Source organism: Shewanella sp. 38A_GOM-205m (genome assembly GCF_000518445.1).
In the GTDB taxonomy this organism is placed as follows: domain Bacteria; phylum Pseudomonadota; class Gammaproteobacteria; order Enterobacterales; family Shewanellaceae; genus Shewanella; species Shewanella algae.
Genome location: NZ_JADP01000018.1, coordinates 31,500 through 53,118 on the forward strand (window position 1 = coordinate 31,500; position 21,619 = coordinate 53,118).

The 21,619-nt window shown below is 44.0% G+C and carries 14 protein-coding genes and 2 pseudogenes; 10 read left to right on the forward strand and 6 right to left on the reverse strand.

Going from position 1 to position 21,619, the window contains the following annotated elements; translation table 11 throughout:
- Positions 1-171 precede the first annotated feature (171 nt).
- A pseudogene (locus tag N512_RS24535) lies at positions 172-531 on the forward strand (IS630 family transposase); the annotation flags it as partial.
- A gap of 2 nt (positions 532-533) precedes the next feature.
- Here the strand turns inward: N512_RS24535 and N512_RS24665 are convergent.
- Positions 534-662 (reverse strand): annotated as a pseudogene (locus tag N512_RS24665) (IS3 family transposase); the annotation flags it as partial.
- Between the two features lie 553 nt (positions 663-1,215).
- On the opposite strand from N512_RS24665, the gene N512_RS0112160 reads away from it, so the two are divergent.
- The 5 genes from N512_RS0112160 (at position 1,216) to N512_RS24100 (ending at position 9,823) form a co-directional block, all read left to right on the forward strand.
- Complete coding sequence (locus tag N512_RS0112160) at positions 1,216-3,993, forward strand: hypothetical protein (RefSeq protein WP_197021453.1); 2,778 nt, start codon at positions 1,216-1,218, stop codon at positions 3,991-3,993.
- Positions 3,994-4,009: 16 nt separating this feature from the next.
- On the forward strand, positions 4,010-8,350 hold the full coding sequence (locus N512_RS0112165) for a DUF637 domain-containing protein (RefSeq protein ID WP_028780508.1): 4,341 nt from the start codon (positions 4,010-4,012) through the stop codon (positions 8,348-8,350).
- Positions 8,351-8,359: 9 nt separating this feature from the next.
- A complete protein-coding gene (locus N512_RS0112170; RefSeq protein ID WP_231473575.1) occupies positions 8,360-8,884 on the forward strand; it encodes a hypothetical protein in 525 nt (174 codons plus the stop codon).
- Between the two features lie 4 nt (positions 8,885-8,888).
- Complete coding sequence (locus tag N512_RS24375; RefSeq protein WP_197021454.1) at positions 8,889-9,392, forward strand: hypothetical protein; 504 nt, start codon at positions 8,889-8,891, stop codon at positions 9,390-9,392.
- A gap of 86 nt (positions 9,393-9,478) precedes the next feature.
- The gene (locus N512_RS24100) at positions 9,479-9,823 is read left to right on the forward strand and encodes a hypothetical protein (RefSeq protein WP_081737160.1); all 345 of its coding nucleotides are present in this window, start codon (positions 9,479-9,481) and stop codon (positions 9,821-9,823) included.
- A 1,166-nt stretch (positions 9,824-10,989) separates the two neighbouring features.
- Here the strand turns inward: N512_RS24100 and N512_RS23795 are convergent.
- The gene (locus N512_RS23795; RefSeq protein ID WP_051472791.1) at positions 10,990-11,808 is read right to left on the reverse strand and encodes an AraC family transcriptional regulator; all 819 of its coding nucleotides are present in this window, start codon (positions 11,806-11,808) and stop codon (positions 10,990-10,992) included.
- A gap of 254 nt (positions 11,809-12,062) precedes the next feature.
- Here N512_RS23795 and N512_RS0112200 point away from each other — a divergent pair, with 254 nt between their 5' ends.
- From N512_RS0112200 to N512_RS24675, 3 genes are all read left to right on the forward strand, one after another.
- Complete coding sequence (locus tag N512_RS0112200) at positions 12,063-13,136, forward strand: redoxin domain-containing protein (protein ID WP_028780513.1); 1,074 nt, start codon at positions 12,063-12,065, stop codon at positions 13,134-13,136.
- A gap of 87 nt (positions 13,137-13,223) precedes the next feature.
- Positions 13,224-14,156 (forward strand): protein-disulfide reductase DsbD domain-containing protein, encoded by a 933-nt coding sequence (locus N512_RS24670; RefSeq protein WP_231473576.1) that lies wholly within the window; start codon positions 13,224-13,226, stop codon positions 14,154-14,156.
- A complete protein-coding gene (locus N512_RS24675; RefSeq protein ID WP_231473578.1) occupies positions 14,098-15,240 on the forward strand; it encodes a protein-disulfide reductase DsbD family protein in 1,143 nt (380 codons plus the stop codon). The genes N512_RS24670 and N512_RS24675 overlap by 59 nt, the downstream gene beginning before the upstream one ends.
- A 165-nt stretch (positions 15,241-15,405) precedes the next feature.
- Here N512_RS24675 and N512_RS0112210 read toward each other — a convergent pair whose 3' ends face one another.
- From N512_RS0112210 to N512_RS0112220, 3 genes are all read right to left on the reverse strand, one after another.
- Complete coding sequence (locus N512_RS0112210; protein ID WP_028780514.1) at positions 15,406-16,053, reverse strand: CatB-related O-acetyltransferase; 648 nt, start codon at positions 16,051-16,053, stop codon at positions 15,406-15,408.
- 298 nt (positions 16,054-16,351) lie between these two features.
- Positions 16,352-17,512: a class C beta-lactamase gene (gene ampC / locus N512_RS0112215; RefSeq protein WP_197021455.1), complete on the reverse strand. Its 1,161-nt coding sequence runs from the start codon at positions 17,510-17,512 to the stop codon at positions 16,352-16,354.
- A gap of 318 nt (positions 17,513-17,830) precedes the next feature.
- Positions 17,831-18,370 (reverse strand): porin family protein, encoded by a 540-nt coding sequence (locus tag N512_RS0112220; protein WP_028780516.1) that lies wholly within the window; start codon positions 18,368-18,370, stop codon positions 17,831-17,833.
- Positions 18,371-18,489: 119 nt separating this feature from the next.
- On the opposite strand from N512_RS0112220, the gene N512_RS23800 reads away from it, so the two are divergent.
- Positions 18,490-18,843, forward strand: a complete 354-nt coding sequence (locus N512_RS23800) for a PqiC family protein (protein WP_331280390.1) — start codon at positions 18,490-18,492, stop codon at positions 18,841-18,843.
- 90 nt (positions 18,844-18,933) lie between these two features.
- Here N512_RS23800 and N512_RS0112230 read toward each other — a convergent pair whose 3' ends face one another.
- Positions 18,934-21,186, reverse strand: coding sequence for a TonB-dependent receptor (locus N512_RS0112230; protein ID WP_028780518.1), 2,253 nt, complete (start codon positions 21,184-21,186; stop codon positions 18,934-18,936).
- Positions 21,187-21,619 lie beyond the last annotated feature (433 nt).

Genomic DNA, 21,619 nt, shown 5'->3' on the forward strand with positions numbered 1-21,619 from the left:
TTAAATTGTTTATTACTGCTCTTAGCCAAATAACTGTTCCAAATCGCGGAGCACAGGAAGGGAACTCAGTCCTGTTTGAGCGTTCAGATCTATCGCCAAACAAACCCACCATTCGCCCAAGGACTGAGAATGGCCATCTTAACACCACCATGACGCGCTGAGCGCAAGCGCATGCAAAAATTGATTCAAAAAACCAACGATAAGCACTTTGCCAGGCGTCTGATGGCGATGTTGATGTTGCATCAAGGGCTGCCGGTTACCCAAGTTCAGCACATCACCGGCGCAGCCCGCTCCAGCATAGGCCGATGGTTGGGCTGGTACACCCAATGTGGCATCGATGGACTGAAATCAGAGAAGCCGGGGTGGCCAGCCATACTACACATTGAGTCCTTGCTACGTATACTATCTTCGTTAATTCAGCTGTGGCCCCTAGCGTAGCCGCTGAAGCGGCGAGTTACTGGCCATGTGATTAACGCACCGCTTAAGTCCTGCATTGCCGCATCCGCCGTCCGTCGATTATTATCCCAAGCAAGAGCCATGAGATAAGCGTTCATCCCGCGACATTTTTCGCACCATTTGTAAAACGTTGCACTGCTCTTAGCATGCTCTCGGCAAAGTTAAGGAATAGATGTACGTGCTGCAACTTGCTTGAGGATGTTCATTATTTGACTATCCGTGTATCGCGATTTTTCATGTCGAATTTCCTGCGTTTACCTTACGAGAAAATTCTACTTTTGGATCTGGTTATTTTCCAGGCGGACTACCCATATGTATTTAGTGAATGCACTTATTCTCGAATCTCTTTAATTTAGGCTTTAATAATAAAGTTTTTCATTGTTGAAATTCACATCTCATTCTAAGTGATACCACTGTTGTCTAATTGTTTTTAATTTGTCAAATCATTGCCTTTTCCGTATATATTTGATTTAAATTTCAAACGTGTATTGATACATTTTGAGTAACTATGTTAATGTTGTCAGCAATTTTTCTGGATCCAAGTGTCAATAGATATGGAATGCTATGAGAGTCACGAAATTTAAGATTTTTTGTTTTGCACTATTACTCTTTAACGTTTTTTGTTCTGAGGTGGCATATAGTACAATATTAGTATTAGGGAGCAGTGGTGGAACTAAATTTATCTCACAAGATACTTCGAGTTTCGATACTTTGATTATAGATAAACCGGTGAGGGGAATATCGTATAATGAGTTTTCTATGTTCTCCATCTCTACAAGAAAACTTGTGATTTTCAATGGCTTTAATAACGGAATTACACCTGCAAATACAATCATCATTAAATCATCAAATATTTCTATAAAAAATGAGATTGAAATTATAGGCTCTCCTGCGAATATTATACTTGTATCACCATCTGTTTTAACTTGTGCTGGATGTTCATTTGATAATGCAGGAAGGGTGACTTTTGCTAATGCGTTACTAGGTAGTAAACAGCTAATACATAGCTCCGGTATGGTTGGTAAATTATCAACGATAGATTCTGGGCACATTCAAGTGTCAAATGTGATATCTCCAGGAATTCAATCTTTAGAGTTTATTGCTGATAATATATCTATTTCCGGGACTATTGATATTAACTTGAGAGCGGATGTTCATCCAGAAGGTGGTTATGTTATTCACCCTAATGGAGCAAAGGTAGTTGGTTCTGGTGGAGTTAGCTTTTATTCTGGGAAGATGGTAATTAACTATGAAAATTTGAGAGTTGACTCTGCGAATGTTGTCCAAGAAAATTTTTTATTAACTGCAAAAGTTCGTGCTGCTTCAATTGCAATTATTAGTCCTAAGAATATTAGAATCACATCCAATGCTGATTTGAGTACAATGTCTGACATTTTATCAACAAGTACATTAAATGAGCAGTTTTATGCGCCCATAGAAGGAATTTTTGTTCAAGGTCTTGGTAAGAAATCACCCCAAAATAGTTTAAGCAACATTGTCGCTGACGGAAAACTGTCTTCTGATAATAAAGTTGTTATAAAATCAATAAATAGATTGGAGCTAAATGCTTCAGTTGTTACTGAAAATCTATCCTTGATATCTGGTGAAGACTCTTATCTTGCCGGTTATGTTCAGTCAATAGTAACTGAAATTGCGGCAAAAAATATTTTTAATTCAGGTAGGTTAGCATCAAAAGTTATTCGTGCTGAAGCTGAGAACAACATTTTTAATAGTTATGGTGGAGATATTAAAGCTGGAGAGATTGTTCTGAAGGCTAATAATGGAAATGTAATGAACGGTTCTCGTAGTGACAAGAAAGTGTTCTCAAGGGCTGTAAGTTTTCTTCCTATTATACCTGATGTAACAGCTCTTAAGCTTGGTGTTTTTTATGATGTTAGTGAATCAGGGGCTTTAGCATCTGATTTATCTGCTAATATTTCTGGTAACGAAATATTCATCCAGGCAAAAGCTTTTGAAAATATTAATCCATATTCTATTGTTAAATCTCCATCAGATGATTGGAGTGCAGGAATTTCTATTAATAATAAACTTTCAAATCAGGTTTCTATCAGGGCGGAAAACAAAATTGAAATTAAAGCATCTAATTATGTTCTGAACTCTTCAGGCATAATAGGAGTAAATCAAGAAGGTAGGTTTATTATAAATGCTCCGAAGCTAAGTAATGAACGTTACCGAATGCAAATGGAGAATTATGTCTATAATCAGATGACGATGAGCGGAGACAAAGGACGTCAATTTGATTCTGCTGGTGTTGGTACTATAGCCAAAGTTATTGCATATTCTCCACCAGCAAGGCTTTATTCTTTTGGAGAGTTCCTATTTAGTGATGGTAATGCTGCTGATTCAGAAAGAGAAAGTTTTATAAATGAGTTGTCTTATTTTGAAATTTTTAATGATGCACATTTTTATCAAACTGAAATTAAAACTATTGGGTTGGAAGTGTCTGAGGATTATGACTATACAAATTTGCATGGTATACGAGATTGTTTAATGTTCCGAACCTGTGATGGTGATAATGTAACGACACTTGCGGAGGCTGAAACTTTATTTTCAATTAATGGGAGTATTTATGGTGTTAATAAGGATGTTGCGTCGCAGACTGATTTGATGGTTGCAAATATTAATGTTAGGAAAGCAAAAGAAATTGATGCAATCAATAAATATTTAGCACCATTCTTCTATAAGAATAATGATTATGAATATGGGACAGTTAAGCATTCTGAAGTCCAAGGTGATATGCTTACAGGGGTTAGGACTCAGTGTAAAATGGAGGTGTTTAAGGGGTGGGGAGTCAATCGCCAATATAGTAGGTGTAATAACAGTAACTTCCAAGTAAGCATAAATTGGTTGCTAAGTGAGGAAGCTAAAGACCGTGAATTAGGCGCAACTGGATATACTCCTGCACAACTTGAATCAGCAAGTAAGGCTTACGTTGCCTCCCTACCTGTTCAGCCAGTTATTTGGACAGACTATCAGAGGAAGGCTTTCAATCGTGTCAGTAGCCTACTTTCAGATTCCTCTTATTCTATTGAAGGGTGTTTTGCCATTATAGGGTATAAGCAGTTAAATACATTTTATGGTTTTAACCATGTTCCTTATACGGATGTTCTTACGAAAAGTTATAGTGTTCGAATTCCTATTGAAGTTTTAATGAAATATACAGTAGGCGCACAAGGTAAAGCTGTGTGCTCTTCAAATAATACTGATGCTAAGCATTACACTGAAAAGCAATACAGTGATGCTGCTAAAAAGTACGTATCGACATTACCAATTGATGCCAGTCTTTGGAGTGCTAGTTTTAAACAAGTGCGAGATGGCAAGGTTAAAGGGACCACGTCTAATACGATAACTTTTATTTCTTATTCTATAAGTGCTAATGATGTTTTGGTTAGTTACAAACAGACAGAGCAATATACCGTTACTGTGCAATATGCAGGAACTAGAAGTTTCTCTGAGTACCATGATTTAACTAAGCGAGTTTCTATTGCTGAGTTAATGAACTATTTGCCACGTTAAGCAATAGGGTGCATATATGATTAGTAAAACGAAGAAAGATATAGCTGTTGCTTCTCCTCTGTGGCAAAGGTTTACAGCTTGTTTCATGTCGACCCTGATGTTGCTGCAAATTTGTTTGCCAGGTACTGTGCAAGCTGTTGAATTACTATCTGATTCATTTATTGAGTCTGATGTCAACTCAAACCCTCAGTTTGAGCGTGTTTATAATAAAGATAGACAGTTTGAGAAAGTGTTCTATATAAATGACTCTACTGTTTTAAATGTGCAAACCATTGAGTCATTTCATAAGAAACTAATAGAGTTTAGGAAAGGTTCACTACCTAAACCGCAAATAATACCAATTATTAATAATGATGTTACTGTGTTCGTGCCTAACTACTTGTTAGATAAGCGCATCGGTGACCATTATGTTCAGTCACGTTTTATTAGAGCTCAAATATTTAACCTGTTAAATAGAAACTTAATCAGTGATTCCTATTCAAACGAGATTGAGCAAATAAATGATCTTTATAATAATGCTTATCAATTCAGTGCGGTATCATCGTCAAAGTTTGGTGATAAGATTACTAGGGCACAGATTAATTCATTTGGGCATAATTTTATTTGGCCTGAAATCAGGGTGATTAATAAAGAATCCGTTTTAGTTCCAATAGTTCACCTTACTGATACAACAGTTGCTAATTTATTAGTTGATAGCCACAGAGTTGAGTTTTCTGGAGCTGAAGCTAAGTTCAATACAGTTAAAGTTGATGCGGGTACAATATATTCTCGTAGAGGCACCTTTATTAATACAGCTGGAAATTTCACTGTCAGTGAAGGTGCTCGTCTTATTGCTAATGGTGATTTGAATTTAACTGTTGGTGGTACCTTGCAAAATCTTTCCGGCAATTTTTCAGCTAAAGAAAATGTCAATATTATTGCAAATCAGTATCAGCAAAAAACTGTTGTGCATCGATTTGCAACTAAATATGAACAAGGTACTCGTTTAGGGAAAATAGCTAGTGTCGATGCATTTAATGGTAGAGTTTCTATTCGCAGCTACGGTGATATCGTGGTGCAAGGTGGAAATATTTCAGGTGAGAATATTATCCTCAATGCAGATGGTAATATTCAACTTGCATCTCAGTTTACGACTTATGTGCGCAATCAAGCTATTGGTGGGTATGACACTTCTCAATCGATAATTGAACATACAGCCTCTAGACTAAGTGCTAGAGATAGTATTTATCTTATGGCATCTGGTGCGATAGAGCTAAATACTGCTACACTCACAGCCGATAAAGGTGTCATTCAAATTCTTGCTGAACAAGGCATATACATTGCTAACGAGTTTAACGAATTCCAATCTTCTCGATCTGGCAAAGTAGGTAAAGTTACCTTACAAGAGCAGGAGTTTCAAACAATTGCAATTCGCTCCGCTTTGGAGGCAGGAAGAGGGGTATTAATCGCCTCCGATTTTGGTGATATCACATTAAAAGCGACCAAGATTGAATCCGGCGAGGGTGCACAAATCAATGCATTCAACGGTAAAATAAACCTTTTATTGGCAAAAGAACAAGATCATTATTTCTTAAACCGCGTTAAAACAGGATTTTGGCGGATAAAAACTGAAACAAGAAATGATATTGATGAAAATGCTGTTTACAATAGTATTGTTGGTGGGATTAAAGTTCAGGCAACGCATGGCGTAACATTAGAATTAGGCCAGAAACAGGGAGTGACATTACAGGACACACTCTCAATGTTTGAACAAACCGACGAATTAGCGTGGATGGCTGAATTATATAATGACCCACAATTGGCGGCTGATATTGAGACAATTTATCAAGAACTTGTCGAAGTTCATAAACATGATAAGTCAAGTGCTTTAAGTCCTGCTGCAATGGCAATAATTGCCATTGCGATGGCAGTAGTAATGGGACCTGGCGCTGGACTTATTGGTGCGAACGGCTCGATTGGTGCTGTAGGTTTTATCAGTGCGCCAGTCATGCAAGCAGGTGCCGTAACACTTGCAACACAAACGGCCACCAGTTTTGCAAGCGGTAATAATTTATCTGAAACCGTTAAATTAGTGCATTCAAGTGACACTATCAAAGCTGTCGCTACAGCCATGGCCACCGCAGGGGCTGTGAGTTATGTGAGTAATGTTATGGGGGATGTCAATGTCTTCGGTGATGCGTCATCTGCAACGAGCGATATTGCCCGTAACTCAATCGAAATAGGTAACCAAGTATCTCAATTAGTTATTGAAAATGTAGTAAAAGCAGGAATATCAACCGTCATTTCTGGTGGTAATTTAGCAGACTTTGGCAATGAATTTGTTAGCATGCTAAAAGCTAATGCTATCAATAAACTAGGGACTGATTTAGCTCAGGAAGTAGAATACTATGCCTCAACTGGTAATTTAGATGTTGCACTAGAATATATAGCTCATGCTTCAATTGGCTGTTTAACAGGAGTACTCACCAGTGACGGTAATGGCGGAAAGATGTGTGCCACTGGTGCAGGCGGCAGTATTGTTGCTACTGCCGTCAGTAAAACGTTCGATCACAGAGTTGATGAACTGACGGAAGATGAAAAAGCTGCGCGTCAAGTAATCAAAAATGGACTTGATCTTGATCCTCTCGTTGCTGATGATCATAGAAAATTGGTAGCCCTAGAAAAATGGGTACTGGAGAATGGTGTATCTTCAACTAGCATCTTAAATTTTAAAGAATGGCAATCTGTTTCAAGAGATTTAGTTAATACTAGGGAGTTATCGCTTGGCATTTCTAGATTAAAAGCAGCGCTAGGAGTATTTATTGCAGGAGGAACTGCAGAATTAATTAATAATGCAGATGCAACAGCAACAAATACTGCTCATAGTGCATTATGGCGATTGACAGAACCTGCATTTAAATCAGCATATGCACTTCATGAGATTGCTAGTGAATATGAATCTAAGCTACAGCTCATATCCTCAGAAGAAAAACTAACACTACCACAACTCTCTGTGTTAGATATTCATATTCCAGTAGGAGTTAGTCCAAAAGATCCTAGTGGGTTCACCTTGCCCGAAGCAATGCTGCTATCCAAGCTAGAAGCATTTAAATCCGTCAGCAAATATTTTACTAATCGCGTCACATTAGATTATGGGCTTGATACAGCTGCGAGAGAAGTCGCTGATGGTAATATGCCAGCGGCACTTAATACTCTTAGCGATATAATTGCACATTTAGATACTGAGGCAGAAAAACTTACTTCTGAGGTATTTGTTGATGTAGATGGAGAACGTAAACTTGTTGACCCTGTGCTTCTAGATCAAATAGCACAAGCGCAAGAACAAATGAATCGGTTATATTATGATGCTGAGGATTACTACCTACTTGGTGAACGAATTAAAGACATCAGTGGGGCATCACTGTTAGCTGCAGGTTATAAAACTGTGGCATCAATCGCATTATTAACCAAACGAAGTGCTAAAGAAACAGCGGAAATTTTAAAGCATTTTAACGGTGAAGTGCGCAAAAAAGATGATGAGATTAAAGCGGCGATTGAAGATTTTTCTGAGGTAGGAATAAATCACTATCTAGAACAATTGGCTCTTCATGCTGGAAATCTTGCCAAACAAAAAGAAGTTTTGATAGAAGCAGTAGAGAGATTAGGGGATCTAATTTCCATCAACAGACGTTCTCTAGGCGATCTTAATGGTCTATCTGCTGACCAGTTACTTTATAAACTAAATAATATTATTGCTGATTTGCCATTAAATGTATCTACTATGGAGAAATACGATGACTTTATGCTAAAGTCATCTAGAAATGTCGATGACACTTTCTTGGATGGTGCGCTTGAAGCACAGTACCAAGCTTATGTTCAAAGGAAGTTAGATGAGGGTTTAACTCCCCGAGCACGTGATAGCTACCTGGGAGCCATAGACGGGCGGGGTAACTTAGTACGTGGCAACCTGTTTAATCAATATGTGAATGAACAAAAGATTTATGAGTTTAGTGAGGTCACGGTTGAATACCCTAATGGTTTAAGAGGACGCATTGATAACTTAGAAAAGGTTGGAGATGGTAGCTTTATTGTGATTGAACGTAAGTCCTATGACTTAAGCCTTAGGAGTACAGATAGTTTCAGCCAATTGTTGGATAATGAGTTGCTGAATAAATACCCTTCGGGCTTGACCATGAAAGCGGCTAAATATTCTGCTGAAGGACTGTATAACACTACCTTATTGGTTAATCGCCATGTGTTAGAGCTGCCACTATTTAATCAGTATCTCCCCAATATTGCCGGATTTAAGGCCATTGCTGCACGCAAGGGAATTGAGTTAAGATTCCGTGCCGAGCCTCCTGCGGGCTGGAAACCATAAACAGTCGAGATGAGTAATGATATGTTAACAGAGCAACAACACAAATTTATTCTGAGTGAAGTATCACAACCCGTGATTACCATTGCCCGTGAGGTTAATTTTGCCGAGCGCTATGCCTCTATGTTGGTGCGCTTTCCTAAACTCCCTGGCGATTTTAATCCTAAGGTGCCGACGGAGCGTCGACAAGCGCTGGTTGCCCAGTTCCCTTACCCGATTCGCTTTTACAAAAGCGAAGGGGGATATTACAAGCTAAATGCCAAAAAGTTCGCCTACCCCCATATGACGCTTATGATGGAGATGCAACAGTGGGTTACCTTTCGTTTCAACCTGTGGCGCGATGGTAAGCGTATTGGTGGTGGCTCCTATCAACAGATTGCCGTGGCGGAGCAGTTAGCGCGAGGTGAAGAGATCGACTGGGATAAAGACTGGCGTACACAACACCAGCCATGGTGCTATAACGAAACGCAATTACAAACTGTGTTAACAGAGAGTTTTGCGCTATTTGATGACCTCTGTAAACAATTACCGGAGTAGTCATTTGATGCGGGTTAACTGTTTGCTGGCAAGCTTATTGGCATTGATTGGTTTAAGTCTAACGGGCTGCACCTTATTACCATACCAGGCTTCTGATGGTGTTAAACCAGGCTTTCATGATATGCCATTACCCGGAGGTTGTATTGTACTTGATTATATAGGGAACAGTTTTGCAACCTTTTCGATGCTCGAGAATGCATGGCAGCAACGGGCTCAAGAATGGTGCCCTGCAGGATTTGATACTGTTCTAAAGGAAAAGGATATAAGGCGCGGAAGTATACGTAGTCCAGTGAATGGAATAGATACGACGTTAGGTACAGAAACCCGGATTATCTATGGTGTAATTAAGTGTCATACAGTACAAGCTGGATTGTTGAATGAAGCCCTTGTTAGTTTTAAGAGGCCTCAAGCTTCGATCAATGATCCCGCATTTATGAAGTTAGCCACTGAAATTTGGGAAAGCAAAGGTATTTGTAAGCCTGATGGGCAAACAAAAAGTAATATTTAGTTATTTCAGTGTTTTTTATGTGAATAAATTTGCTCGTTAGGTATTCTACTTGTACAGCGATTTGGCGATTTAGTTAGGGAAGGTATATGCTTAAATTTTCAGTTATATTAACAGTCATTCTTTGTTGCTCAATTTCACCAGCATTAGCTAATTATCATTGTGAAGTGGATGTGCATCGGGTTTTGGTATATGGAAATGGTACTGTTAATGTACTCCATTCTGGCCGTGGTGATTATACAGTAATCTGTAATGCTAATGGCACATGGAATAATATTGATACTGTAACTTGTTCGCTCTGGGTTGCGACCTTACAAATGGCGCAAAATAATAATAAAAAAGCTATTTTCTATTACTCAGGAGATGGTCGTTGTGACACCTTACCTACATATGGTAACGCTCCTGCACCAATCTATATAGGTTCAATTAAATGATAAATTAAAAATTACATCAAGCTTTATATGTTTTATTGTTTTTTACTTATTGTCGGTGCGGAAAATGCTAATAATTTTTGGTGCTGCGAAAAAGTGACTAATGTCTATATTGATAACAATAAAAATGTAAATTTGAAAGGTAGTTGGCGAAATGACTATATGCGAATTTGCAGTGCTGATGAAGTAATGGAGTTGATACAGTGACTTGTAGTTTATGGTTTAGATAATAACAATTTCCATAGTTCATGATAAAGACGTAACAATGATGTATTCAGAACCAAGTGGAATACTGAGTTGTTTAAATCTTCCTATTCTAATTCCCCACAACCTAGTGATGTGATGTTGAGAAAGTAATTGACAATAATATTGACCTTTCCCCGAGATTGGTACCAATCTCGGGGAAAGGTCATATAAGATTTTGGTTTAACAAACTTAGAAGCAATTCTAAATTTTCTGGTTGTTGGAATCTCACAGTCGCAGATGATCTGACTTTGTTTTTTGTAAAAATATTATTAATGTATGCTTTCTACGATTGAGATTCACAATAGAACCAGTTTTCATATTCTAACTTTTGGCAGGAATGATAAAACTCTTCGGTTTCATCTTTCACTGATTGTCTAACAGACTTAACTTGATATTCTTCAGTGTATCCGTCGGAGCTAAATAAGTAATAACGATAGGGCATTAACCAACTCGCCCATCCGCCAAAAGAATACCGTATAGATATCCTTTGGTTACTTTTACTAAAAGTAATTCGTTTAATGCTGTGTTTTTTCATTAAACTCTTCATGTAAGGTTTAGAAGAGCTTCTTATATCAAAAAATATATTGCCATTCACTTTGTTTGAATCGATCAGTTCATTGTTCATTTTGACAAGATCTTGCGAAACCGCATAAGTGTTGATGCCGGACTCTCTAAAAAATAGGTATGATAATAGTATGATAAAAAACAAAAAGTACTTCCTTCATAGTCTTTTGGACAATTTTTTGTATTTTGGAGACAGCTCAACTTTGAAGTGCCACACCCGCATATCCAGCATGACGGTACTCCTGAAACACCATTTCAGGACGTCGGCTGGAATATTAACATATAAACAGGGAAATCTTATCGATGGAGATGTACAGTCTTGAGTTTATTAGTGCTATCAAAATGTAGTAGTTTCAGTGCTATCGCCCCTGTAGGACCTTGCCTCTAAAACTTCCAGGGGTAATGCCTATCACCTGTTTGAATTCTCGAATGAAATGGGCTTGGTCATAAAAGCCGGCGTGATAGCCTATCTCTGTAAGAGACTTATCTGCTTCTTGCTTGAGTAGTTCCCGGGCGAAGGCTGTGCGCTGCAAGATACTGTAATTCTTGGGAGACATGCCTAAGTTTTGCTGGAACAAACGTTCGAGTTGGCGCTGGCTGATATCTATCTCGGTCAATAAGTTGCGGATCTCTCCCTGGCCTTTTTGGGCCGTTATCCAGTGCAGTGCATATTTCATCCTCGGCTCCATTGCCTTGGCCAATGATTCATGACCTGCCAGATATTGCATCAGCCTGGTTTCCAGAAGCGCAATGCGTTCCGGCGCTGTTGCCAGTACGGCCAAGCGCTGCGCCAGTTCATCGCTGAGCAGCGCCAAAGACAGGTCGGCCGGTGTCAGGGTTTGCCCCAAGATTTCCGAAAGGGGGGATTTTAAAAATGCGCGTCCGCTGCCAGGCCAGAAGCGGATCCCCAAGGCATCTACCTGACCTGACAACTCCAATCTGGTGCTTTGCCTTGTGGGCCCCGTCACCAGGCACAGCGATTTATGCAGCAAGCCATCAAAGTGCATCGGGGCGCCAAAATTGAAGATGATGCCTGTGCCTCCTTCGGGATGCATAAATTCTGTCGATAGTGACTCAGGGCCGGCTGGTCTAAAAATCTGCCAGTAGCAACTGATATAAGGCCGCAGTAGAGCACAGGGCTGATAACGCTGAAAACCAAGATGTGGCAATGTCGACATATTACTGTGCTCCATCAACTGGGGGCGGGTATATCAAAGCTCGGCTGGGCAAAAACACGGTAACCCTCACTGCATCTTAATGAAATGTCGAAAATCTACAATTCGCATTTCTCATCATTAGCTAATATTCCAGCAGCCGTGATACCTGGCATTTCATTGCGTAACCAATTCAAGGTGACTTTGTATCTCAGTCAGGTAAACCTCCTTGGTCCTCACGGCCTTCATTTAGCCATTACCTGATATGGGAATACAGCATGACGCATTTACCCCCTAAGCTATCCAAGTTATTGATTGTGGGTCTTTTAACCCCGCTTCTGTCTGTTGTGTTTGGAGGGCAGGCCTCGGCGGAGGATGATTTTGCCGCCGAGGGGGAAAGAAGGGCCAAACTCGCCGGTAGCGAACTCATTGGCACACCGGCGCCGCAGCGAGTGCTGACTACTCTGACTGGAGAAACGCTCAATCTACAACAGCTGTATGGCAGCAAGCCTGTATACATCAAGTTTTGGGCAACTTGGTGTGTTCCATGTCGCCAGCAAATGCCGGGGTTTGAAAAAATTTATCAGCAGTACGGTGAGAAGTTGCAAGTGATCGCCGTGAATACCGGTATCAGTGATGACATCAATTCCGTCGGGGCTTTTGTGAAACAGGCCGGTTTGAACATGTCGGTGGCCATAGACGATGGCACTCTGGCCAGGGCGTTTAAGCTAAGGGTAACCCCACAGCACTTTTTGGTTGATAGGAGTGGCCGTATTGCGTATGTGGGGCATCAGGATGACGAGGCGTTTCATCAGGCGTTGGAAGCGGTTATCGCAGACAAAGGTGAAAACAAGGCGCCGCTCAGCGGCACTGTTGCCGAAAAAGCTTCAGGCTACGAAGTTGGCGATAAGCTTGCCTCTTTGAGATTGAAGTCGATTGCCAACATTAGCTACCCGTTGCCGTCCACAACCCGGCAGGGTAAAGCTACCGGGCTCGTGTTCTTTGCCCCCTGGTGTGAGTGGTACCAGGCTGAATCAGAGCCGGATACGGCCAAATCGTGTCGATTGGTGCGGGAAATGGTTGAGCAGTCCGCCTCCAATGGTAAGTCTCAATGGCTGCATATTTCCACTAACCTCTGGTCATCCCGGACAGATTTGGTCGAGTACCAAACCAATTATCAAACTCGTTTGCCAATTGTTTTCGATGAGGAAGGCAGCCTGTTTGGGCAATTCGGCGTTACCCAGTTGCCGACCATAGTCTTTATCGATGAGAGCGGCAAAGTCACTGAAAAGGTTAGCCGTCAGGCACCTGACTTTGCCGAACGCCTCCAGGTGTTACTCAGTGGTAAGTAAAGCGGTTGGAGCGCAGAACATACAATGAAAACCACCTCGTTATGGATGCAAATCATTACTGCTTGCCTGCTCATGGTGTGTTCTGCAATGTCAGCGCAAGCCTATGAAGATGAAGGCCAAAAGATAGCGGCATCACTTTTACTTGAGTCCCGCATGCCAGCGGCCGGAACCGAAACCACCTTGGCAATACGTATGTCTCCCCAGGCGGGCTGGCATGGCTACTGGTTAAACCCAGGGGACGCCGGGTTCCCGCTGCTGCTGCAATGGCATCTGCCTGAAGGGGTAACGGTTGCCGAGCTGCAACATCCCGCTCCCGAGCAGTTGCTGGCAAGTGACCTGATGAATTACATCTATCACGGCGACTATGCCTTAATGGCGCCATTGGTTATTGCTGATGATATTGCGGCGGGCACACCTATCACCCTCGCCGTGGATATTCGCTATCTGGTGTGCTGTCCCAAGTTGTGCGTGCCCGAGCAGCAGCGGTTACAAACCCGGTTCAAAGTAGGGGAAAAGGGAGCGCCCAAGAAATATCTTGAGACCTTTAATACATGGCGACAGTTGATACCAAGGCCTGCCGCGGCGTCGGCAGATTTTACTGTTCACAAGGATCAGTTTGTATTGTCGCTGCCGTTACCTGAATCTATCACTTTGGCCGAGGAGCCGCACTTTTACCCTGAGGTGAACGGGGTGCTATCCAATACGGCATCACAATCCTTTATTCGAAAGGGCGATCGCCTCTTTATGCAAACCGTTGCCACTGAGGGCAATGTCAGTGACGTTTACGGGGTGCTTTCCTTGAATGAGACGCTGGCAATCAGAGTCAAGGCTGTCCGGCCCGGAGGGCCACTTGGTGTTTCCAACCCAGGTGAGTTTGCCGCCCGAGCAACCCGGCAATTTGCTTGTCACCTCTCTGATTACCGTACTCGGCGCGGTACTGGGCGGATTATTGCTGAATTTGATGCCCTGCGTATTTCCTATTCTCAGTTTGAAAGTGCTGAGTCTTGCCAATTTGAGTGATGAGCGTGTGGCCAGAATCGGGGCAGTGGCTTACACGTTTGGGACTGTGCTGGCGTGCCTTCTCCTCGGTGCTTTCATCTTAATGTTGCGGGAGCTTGGTCATCAAGTGGGCTGGGCGTTTCAATTGCAGCGACCGGAAATCATAGTAGCGCTTATTCTGTTGATGATGGCCATAGGACTGAATTTGGCTGGTTTGTTTGAACTGGGTACCCTGAGTTCGGGTAGTCGGTTGCAGCATAAGCCAGGGGCGGTGGGAGATTTTTGGACCGGAGTGCTGGCTGCATTCGTGGCAACCCCTTGCACCGGGCCCTTTATGGCCACCGCGCTGGGCGCCGCCCTGGTGTTGCCGACGAGCATAGGGTTGATGGTGTTTGCTGGATTGGGGTTGGGCATGGCTTTGCCCTTTTTACTGGTGGGGTTTATTCCGGCATTGCGTCAACGTATGCCCAGACCCGGTGCCTGGATGGTGACGGCAAAACGTTTTTTTGCTGTGCCCATGTTCTTAACGGCTCTGGGATTGGTTTGGGTATTGATGCAACAGTCTGACAGCCAATATGTGTTTACTGCGTTGCTGTTGGTGTTGTTACTGAGTTTGGGACTATGGCTTACTGGATTGTTCCAACAGGCTGGGCGTCAAAACCCTTGGTGGCCACTGGTTTTGGTATTAGTCATTAGCGGTGGCTCCCTGACGACAGTTGCTCCCGGAAGTGGCATCAAGGCAACTGTCACAGATGCAGAGAGCACCATGGCGTTCGATGAAGAGACTCTCTTGGCCTTGGTAAAAGATCAGGATGTCTTTGTCTATTTCAGTGCCGACTGGTGTTTAACCTGTAAAGTGAATGAGAAGACAGCCATTGAGCGGCAGGAAACCCAAGCGGCTTTTTCCCGAGCCAATACGGCGGTGATGTTGGGGGACTGGACAAATGGTGACCCAGAGATCACTGGCTTTCTGCCAAAACATCAACGCTCTGGTGTGCCATTGTATCTTTGGTATCAAAGAGGGAACCTGCAGCCGCAAGTATTGCCGCAAGTGTTAACTTCCTCAATGCTGATTGAAAAAGCCGCAGGAAGGGCAACAAATTAGTGACGGTAAGTCATAGCCGTCTGCCTCTTGGCAAAGTCGCCAGCTCAAACATAAGCGCCGAGCTGGCGATAACTCGAATACCCTGACTGAGATAGAATGAATCCGGGGCTTCAGTATGGCTTGCTGAGCCACTAGGCAAGGTTCAGTCGGCAACTTGAAGTAACCTTAATCTGCTTCCAGAATGTCGTTATCGTAAAGAGCACTGGCTTGCTTCAGGGCGTCAATATCATTTGCGCAAAGATATTGTTTAAGGTGATTAAACTTGTCTTCGGGCCAGTCATAAATCTTTAGAGCCAGAAGTTCTTCAATAATGGCTTTATCAAAGCGATATTTCACCGTTTTGGCAGGCGAGCCAGCCACAAAGCTGTACGGCTCAACGTCGTGAGTGACAACACTGTTTGCGGCAACAATGGCACCTTCGCCAATGGTGACCCCAGGCATGATCATGGATCTCATGCCCAGCCATACCCCACCATGAATATGCGTATCACCTTTGCCGACATAGGCATCTTCGATAAAGTCCATAAATGGGTATAAACAAAACCAATCGGCTCTGTGTGTGCTGTTTCCACCCATCAAGATAACCACTTCCGGGGCGATGCAAACATAGTCACCGATATGGAGTTTATCGATTGTCCATGCCAACTCCCAATCGCGGCTGATCTCATCCCCTTGAAGATATCGTACGACGGATTGTTCAAAGCCCGAGTCCCAGCAGTCACTGTAATAACTGTGTTTACCCTTGATAGTGATGTTGGGATTGGTGACTGCTTCATGCAGTAAGGTCACTTTTGACCAATGTTTGTTACTCATAATAGATACTCTGGAATTCTGTTTAACTGAATGAAAGCCCGCTGATTTCAAATCTCCATTTACCTTGGAGTTACACTTGTATCTAACAAGCCATATATTTTTTATATGTCGATTCTGGATTTGTAATAACAATATTTATTCAATGGTTAATACTGTCTTATGTTGAATTTAATGGCGTATCTTTGGCTTTTTGTTGCATGCGCAAGCAAATGCCAGCTTGGAAATTAATAATTTTTACGCTTCATAGCCGCCGGCATGAGATACGAACCTTCTCTGTGTGGAAATATTAAAATGCTCATCATTCCTGTGCTGCTGCAAGTATTTTATAGGCAGCTTCAACCCGTGCGCTAATGGGATAACTCTTATTTGCCAACATCACTATGGCCAGCTTTTTGGCCGGAATAAAAGCTACATAAGCACCAAAACCGCCGGTGGATCCGGTTTTATTTATCCAGACTTCCCCCGTTTTTTCAACGATATCGTCGCTTGCCTTCACCTTTGTTGGTTGCAGTATCATTTCTCTTGAGTTTCCTTCAAGTAATTTACTCAAGGTCAGTGGATATTCGTATATCTCCCAGCCCAACGCCTGGGTGAAGCTGGCTGTGTCATAATAGCCCTTGTGAGTCTCTTTGATGGCTGCAGCTACTTGAGGTGACAAAGGCTTGAGCCCCATGTTGGCCTCAAGGTAATGCAGCATATCGGCACTGGTGGATTTGACGCCATAAGCCTCGGCGTCGAGCATGCCTGGTGACACTCGTACGGGCTCATTTTTTGCATTATAACCAAAGGCATATTGCGCCACTCTGTTATCGGGTACCTTGACGAAGGTGTTGTTCATTGCCAACTGAGGCAAGACAGTTTGCTCCATCAACTCAGAAAACTCACGTTTCATGCTCAGCGCAGCAAGATAGCCATACAAACCTATGCTGGGGTTTGAATACAGTCTATGGGTTCCGGCGGCAAATTCAGGTTGCCAGGCTTTGTAGTAAGCCAGCATCCCATCATTGGTGGTGACTTCATTGGGAAACTGCAGCGGCAACCCTCCCGCTGTATAAGTGGCGAGATTGATAAGTTTGGTATTACCAATCGGACTCCCTTCCCATACTTTCACATACTTGGCTGCATTATCTTCCAGGCTAAATGCTCCAAGGTTTTGTGCATAGCTGCCCAATATGGCGGTAAAGGTTTTGCTGATAGAGCCCAATTCAAATAAGGTGTGCCGAGATACCTTGATGTCGGCATTCACATCGGCCATGCCATAGTGATAAAAATGCTGTTCTCCACCAATACTAATGGCGATAGCCATGCCAGGGATATGGTACTTTTCCATCAGCATACCGGCTTGTTGGTCTACTTCATCCGTTATCGACTGGATATTTGCAGCAGGTGTTTCTGCCATAGCAAAATGAACGGAGAATCCGAGTACCATAGCCAGAAGTTTTGTCACTCTATTTATCATTCTATCTCCGTGCATTACTGACTTGAATTGTCTGTTGATACCAAAGCCGCTTGCTGTTTATGCCGCCAGTATCCTATGGAAATCACACTAACACAATTTTGGTGATATCTATCCGTTATTAGTTTCTTTCTTCACTCATAGGAAAAGCTTTATTGATATTTGAAACCGGACCCTATTCAGAGGTGTATGGCCCAAAATAAAAAATGCCAGTCAGTTAAAAGCTGACTGGCATTAGCCAAATGGCCATTGGGTTGATGAATTAAGGATGAGAATAAATTTGCTGGGTTAACTACCTATCGGCAATCATGCCAATTCAGTTCAGAACTTGTAATCCAGAGTCAGGTACACCTGCTGGCTGTTATTAATTTCTATGCCATTCTCTTCATAGTCTTGGGCCAGGTAACGATAGCCGAGGTCTGAGGAAAAGTGTTCGCTCCACTTGTGCTGCACGCCAACCTGGCCGCCCCAGACGAAATCAGTGGAAGATTCACCGGCGACTTTGTTGTCATTTGCCCCCAAGCTGACACCGGCAAACAGATTGACATCTTGATGTACCGGCAGCAGGTAGTCATAGGAGACCAACCAGCTGTATTGTTCCTGTTTATAGTCATTGGCGGCATAGCTGAACTTGTCTTCCATATAACCGAATGTGCCGGTAATTCGGTGTTGCTGCTCTATCAGCATACCTATTCGGGCCTGATAGTTCAGATCTTCGCTATCTTTATTGATAGCGCCCTCTATCTCATCTGTTTGATACCCCAGGCCTACCCCGGCGAAGTAATCGATTTCGACGGCCTGAGCACTGCTACAAACCAATGCTGCACCCGCAGCCATCATCATTATTTTGTTCAGATTCATCATGGACTCCTAAGACTGCTAAGTCGTTGTATTAAAATATCGATTGGATTGACGAGTCCTACTTTACGCCAGGGAATCGTTTGGAATAAGTCCTCAAAAACGAACCCTAGGCCGGTGATATCACTGAGCAGATAAAGGTCAAGATGGCGTCTTTGTTGGCCAATGAATGCCCGCGAGAGGCCTGGGTCAATATACCAGCGCAGGAGCCGTTAATCCTGAGTTTGAGTTTCAACGAGTTTCACGGACGATACAGCGGCGATGCCTTGATTGGGGGCCATTGGCGCATCAGTAAGTCTTCCGGCGAACAAGTGTTGCAGGCCGACTTTCATTATGACGTGCCCCTGGCTTCAGACGGATACCCGGCGCTGGTTGAGAGTCTCTCCCTGGGGCTTGAAAAGCTGGCGCGGGATATTGATGCCGGGATTGCGAGCCTGAATCTCACTAGCGAACAGAATTTGGCTTCCTATCGCTAAGGTTTCGCCTAATTTAGCCACTGCTGCGGCTGCATCATGCGGTCACAGCAGTGTGCTTCTTTTAGAGAGTCTACTGCAATGGGAGTGGCGTCAGAACTTGGCTCTGAATCCCACTGCGGCGCTTCTTCCCGGTAATGGTGCCAGGTAACGCAGGAAACTATTGTGTGGGCGGGCATCTTCATCAGTGAGGTTATCCAAGCGGATAAACCACTCGCTGTCGAGGCCAAACAGGTTTTGCTCTATTCCCAGGTAAGCCCCCAATAGGCCATAGCTGCGGGAAGGATTTTCCAGATAAGCCACCTTGTCTTGCTTGTCGTAGTGGATATAGTTGATGCTGGCGCGCAGATCGCCATATTGCCAGCGCAGTTCCGCCCCTTGGCGGGAGGCGGGCATTCTCGGCATGCTGCTGCCCTCCATGGTACGGCGCCAGTATTCCTTCTCTTCTCCGGGGCGGGGTTCTCGCGGATTTTGGAAATCAAAGGGGTTATAACTGCCATCGTAGCGGTATACAGGTTGGTTTTTGACCCTGTCTATGAAGGCGCTCAGTTCTATGTCGCCAAAGCGTTGCCAGGGCAAACGATAGCTGACTTCAGCCTCCATACCTTCGTTATCCGTATCGGCCTGGCGCCATTCTCTGACGTAAACACCACCGCGACTGACACCTGTGTTCCCCAGATAGATGAAGTCCTGATATTTGTTTTGATACCAACTGGCACTGGCGCTGAAACCGCCATAGCTGAAGCCGGTACTGAGACTCAAAGAGTCGCTCTGCTCGGCCTTGAGGTCGCTGTTGCCTTGCTCTTCTATGAGTAAGGCAAAATGGGGATTACTGGCGTAAAGCTCATTCACCGCGGGAGCCCGCTCTGCATGGACAAAGGCGGTGCGTAACCACCAGAGGGAGGAAATATCCCAACGCAGGGTGGCGGAATAGTTTTTCAGATGAAAATCACGGGCCTTGATATTGGCTCCCGCGCCTCTCCCCGGTTGGTAATCTCCCAAATCGGGTTGATAGTCGATTTTTTCCAAGCGGCCACCGAGTTGCACACTGACAGGCCCCAGCAGAATGTCCTGCAGCAAAAAGGCGGCCTGGCGCTTGGTGTCTATTTCCGGCAGGTAATTGTCCACACCCGAGCCTTGGTGTTGGCTTTGTTCCCATTGCAGCCCCAGCGCTCCGGGAAGACGTGGATGGAGCTGGTAGCTCAGCTTGGGATTGAGTTGCCAGTTATTGAGTTCAAAGCCGTTGACGTCCAGAGCTGACATCTGCTCGTCATCCTCCTGTCTGGAGTAGACCGTGGCGAGATTGAAGTCCTGCAACCATGTCTGGTCGCTGAATCTGTATTGGTAGAGGCCGTCGAATCTTAGTTGTTTGCTGTGAATGCGAATATCGCCGGTTTGCTCCAGCGTGTCTGTGGCCCTTGAGCCAAGATGCATGAATCCGGGAATGCCGCGATTACTCTCTGTATATCCCACAGAGGCACCCAGCAGGCTGTTGTCACCCAGCAAGCTGGCCCCCAGACTGCCGCTGGTCATATAGAGGCTGCTGTTGTCGACGCGACCAAAGCTGTCTATGGAGCGGTCGCGTATTTGTTGCCGCTCAACAGGGGTTGCATCAACCCAACGACTGCCGTTCCACTCCCAATCGGGCTGACTGCGTACGACCTGGCACTGATCCGCCAAGCGTGAGTCGCCCACAATCTGGCTCCAATCCTTGCAATCGCGGTCTTTACTGAAGCCGGGGATATGATAATCACTGCGTTCCCTGTGCAGTAAGTTCAAGTTAAATACCAGGCGTTCATTGCCGCCCTGAAGTCGGCTCATCAGGCTATGATCGGCATTGTAGCCGGTTTGCAGCTCCAGCTTTCCTTCTAGGGGGCTAGTGGCTTGCTCTAATGGAATACGACCATCCTGAAGCTCTACCAGGCCGGCTATCGCCTCTCCACCGTAGAGAATGGTGGCCGCTGGCCCCTTGATGACACTAATGCTGTCGGCAAGAAAGGGTTCCACCGGGATCAGTTGATCATCGCTTATTGAGGACATGTCTCTTACCCCCAGGCCATTGAGGCCTATCAGAACCCGCTGGCCGCCAAGACCGCGGATTTGAGGGCGACCGGCTGAAGTGCCAAAAAAGCTGCTGTTGAGTCCGGGTTGTAATTTCAGAGTATCTCCCAGAGTGGCGGCTTTCTGTTCCTCAAGCTTAGACCCCTCCATAACCAGTTTATCGGCATCGAGGCGATAGCTGAGTGAAGTTTCAGGACGTTGACCACTGACTTGCAGGTGTTCTATCTGCTCAGCTGCGACTGGCAGGGCGCTGCCAAGCAAGAGCAAAGGAATTGAGTATTTCATTGGTTTGTTTTGTAATGTTATAACGTTTCATTATTTTGTTGTTGTCATGACTTCGGAGCAAGTTCATTTACTTTTGTTTGGTTTTTGTTTTGATTGTTTTATTTTTGATCTTTTATGCGGCAGTGCAGGGGATAGGTGTGCGCCAGCCAACACAGACATTGAAGTCACAGTCGAGGGAAGGGCTGTGGCAATAGACAAGCCCAAAACAATCGCTTGATGCAGTGAAGCCAGATAGGCTTTCTCTCCCGGCTTGGACGACCGCTAGCCATTGCAGGTACAATGTTATGAGCCGGGAGCCAGAGCTTAAAGCACAGGGATTCGAAACATAGAAACTCGAAGCATAGAGACTCGAAGCATAGAGTCCGAGCCGATGCAGACCACTTTGGCAACAGACATGGCCAAAACGCTCAGCCCAGATAATTCAATTAAACTC

Bases quoted from the DNA above. Each gene is read 5' to 3' on its own strand.
- N512_RS0112160 (WP_197021453.1), top strand. From the start codon at position 1,216: ATGTTCTCCATCTCTACAAGAAAACTTGTGATTTTCAATGGCTTTAAT.
- N512_RS0112165 (WP_028780508.1), top strand. From the start codon at position 4,010: ATGATTAGTAAAACGAAGAAAGATATAGCTGTTGCTTCTCCTCTGTGG.
- N512_RS0112170 (WP_231473575.1), top strand. From the start codon at position 8,360: ATGAGTAATGATATGTTAACAGAGCAACAACACAAATTTATTCTGAGT.
- N512_RS24100 (WP_081737160.1), top strand. From the start codon at position 9,479: ATGCTTAAATTTTCAGTTATATTAACAGTCATTCTTTGTTGCTCAATT.
- N512_RS23795 (WP_051472791.1), bottom strand. From the start codon at position 11,808: ATGTCGACATTGCCACATCTTGGTTTTCAGCGTTATCAGCCCTGTGCT.
- N512_RS0112200 (WP_028780513.1), top strand. From the start codon at position 12,063: ATGACGCATTTACCCCCTAAGCTATCCAAGTTATTGATTGTGGGTCTT.
- N512_RS24670 (WP_231473576.1), top strand. From the start codon at position 13,224: ATGTCAGCGCAAGCCTATGAAGATGAAGGCCAAAAGATAGCGGCATCA.
- N512_RS24675 (WP_231473578.1), top strand. From the start codon at position 14,098: ATGCCCTGCGTATTTCCTATTCTCAGTTTGAAAGTGCTGAGTCTTGCC.
- N512_RS0112210 (WP_028780514.1), bottom strand. From the start codon at position 16,053: ATGAGTAACAAACATTGGTCAAAAGTGACCTTACTGCATGAAGCAGTC.
- ampC (WP_197021455.1), bottom strand. From the start codon at position 17,512: ATGATAAATAGAGTGACAAAACTTCTGGCTATGGTACTCGGATTCTCC.
- N512_RS0112220 (WP_028780516.1), bottom strand. From the start codon at position 18,370: ATGAATCTGAACAAAATAATGATGATGGCTGCGGGTGCAGCATTGGTT.
- N512_RS0112230 (WP_028780518.1), bottom strand. From the start codon at position 21,186: ATGAAATACTCAATTCCTTTGCTCTTGCTTGGCAGCGCCCTGCCAGTC.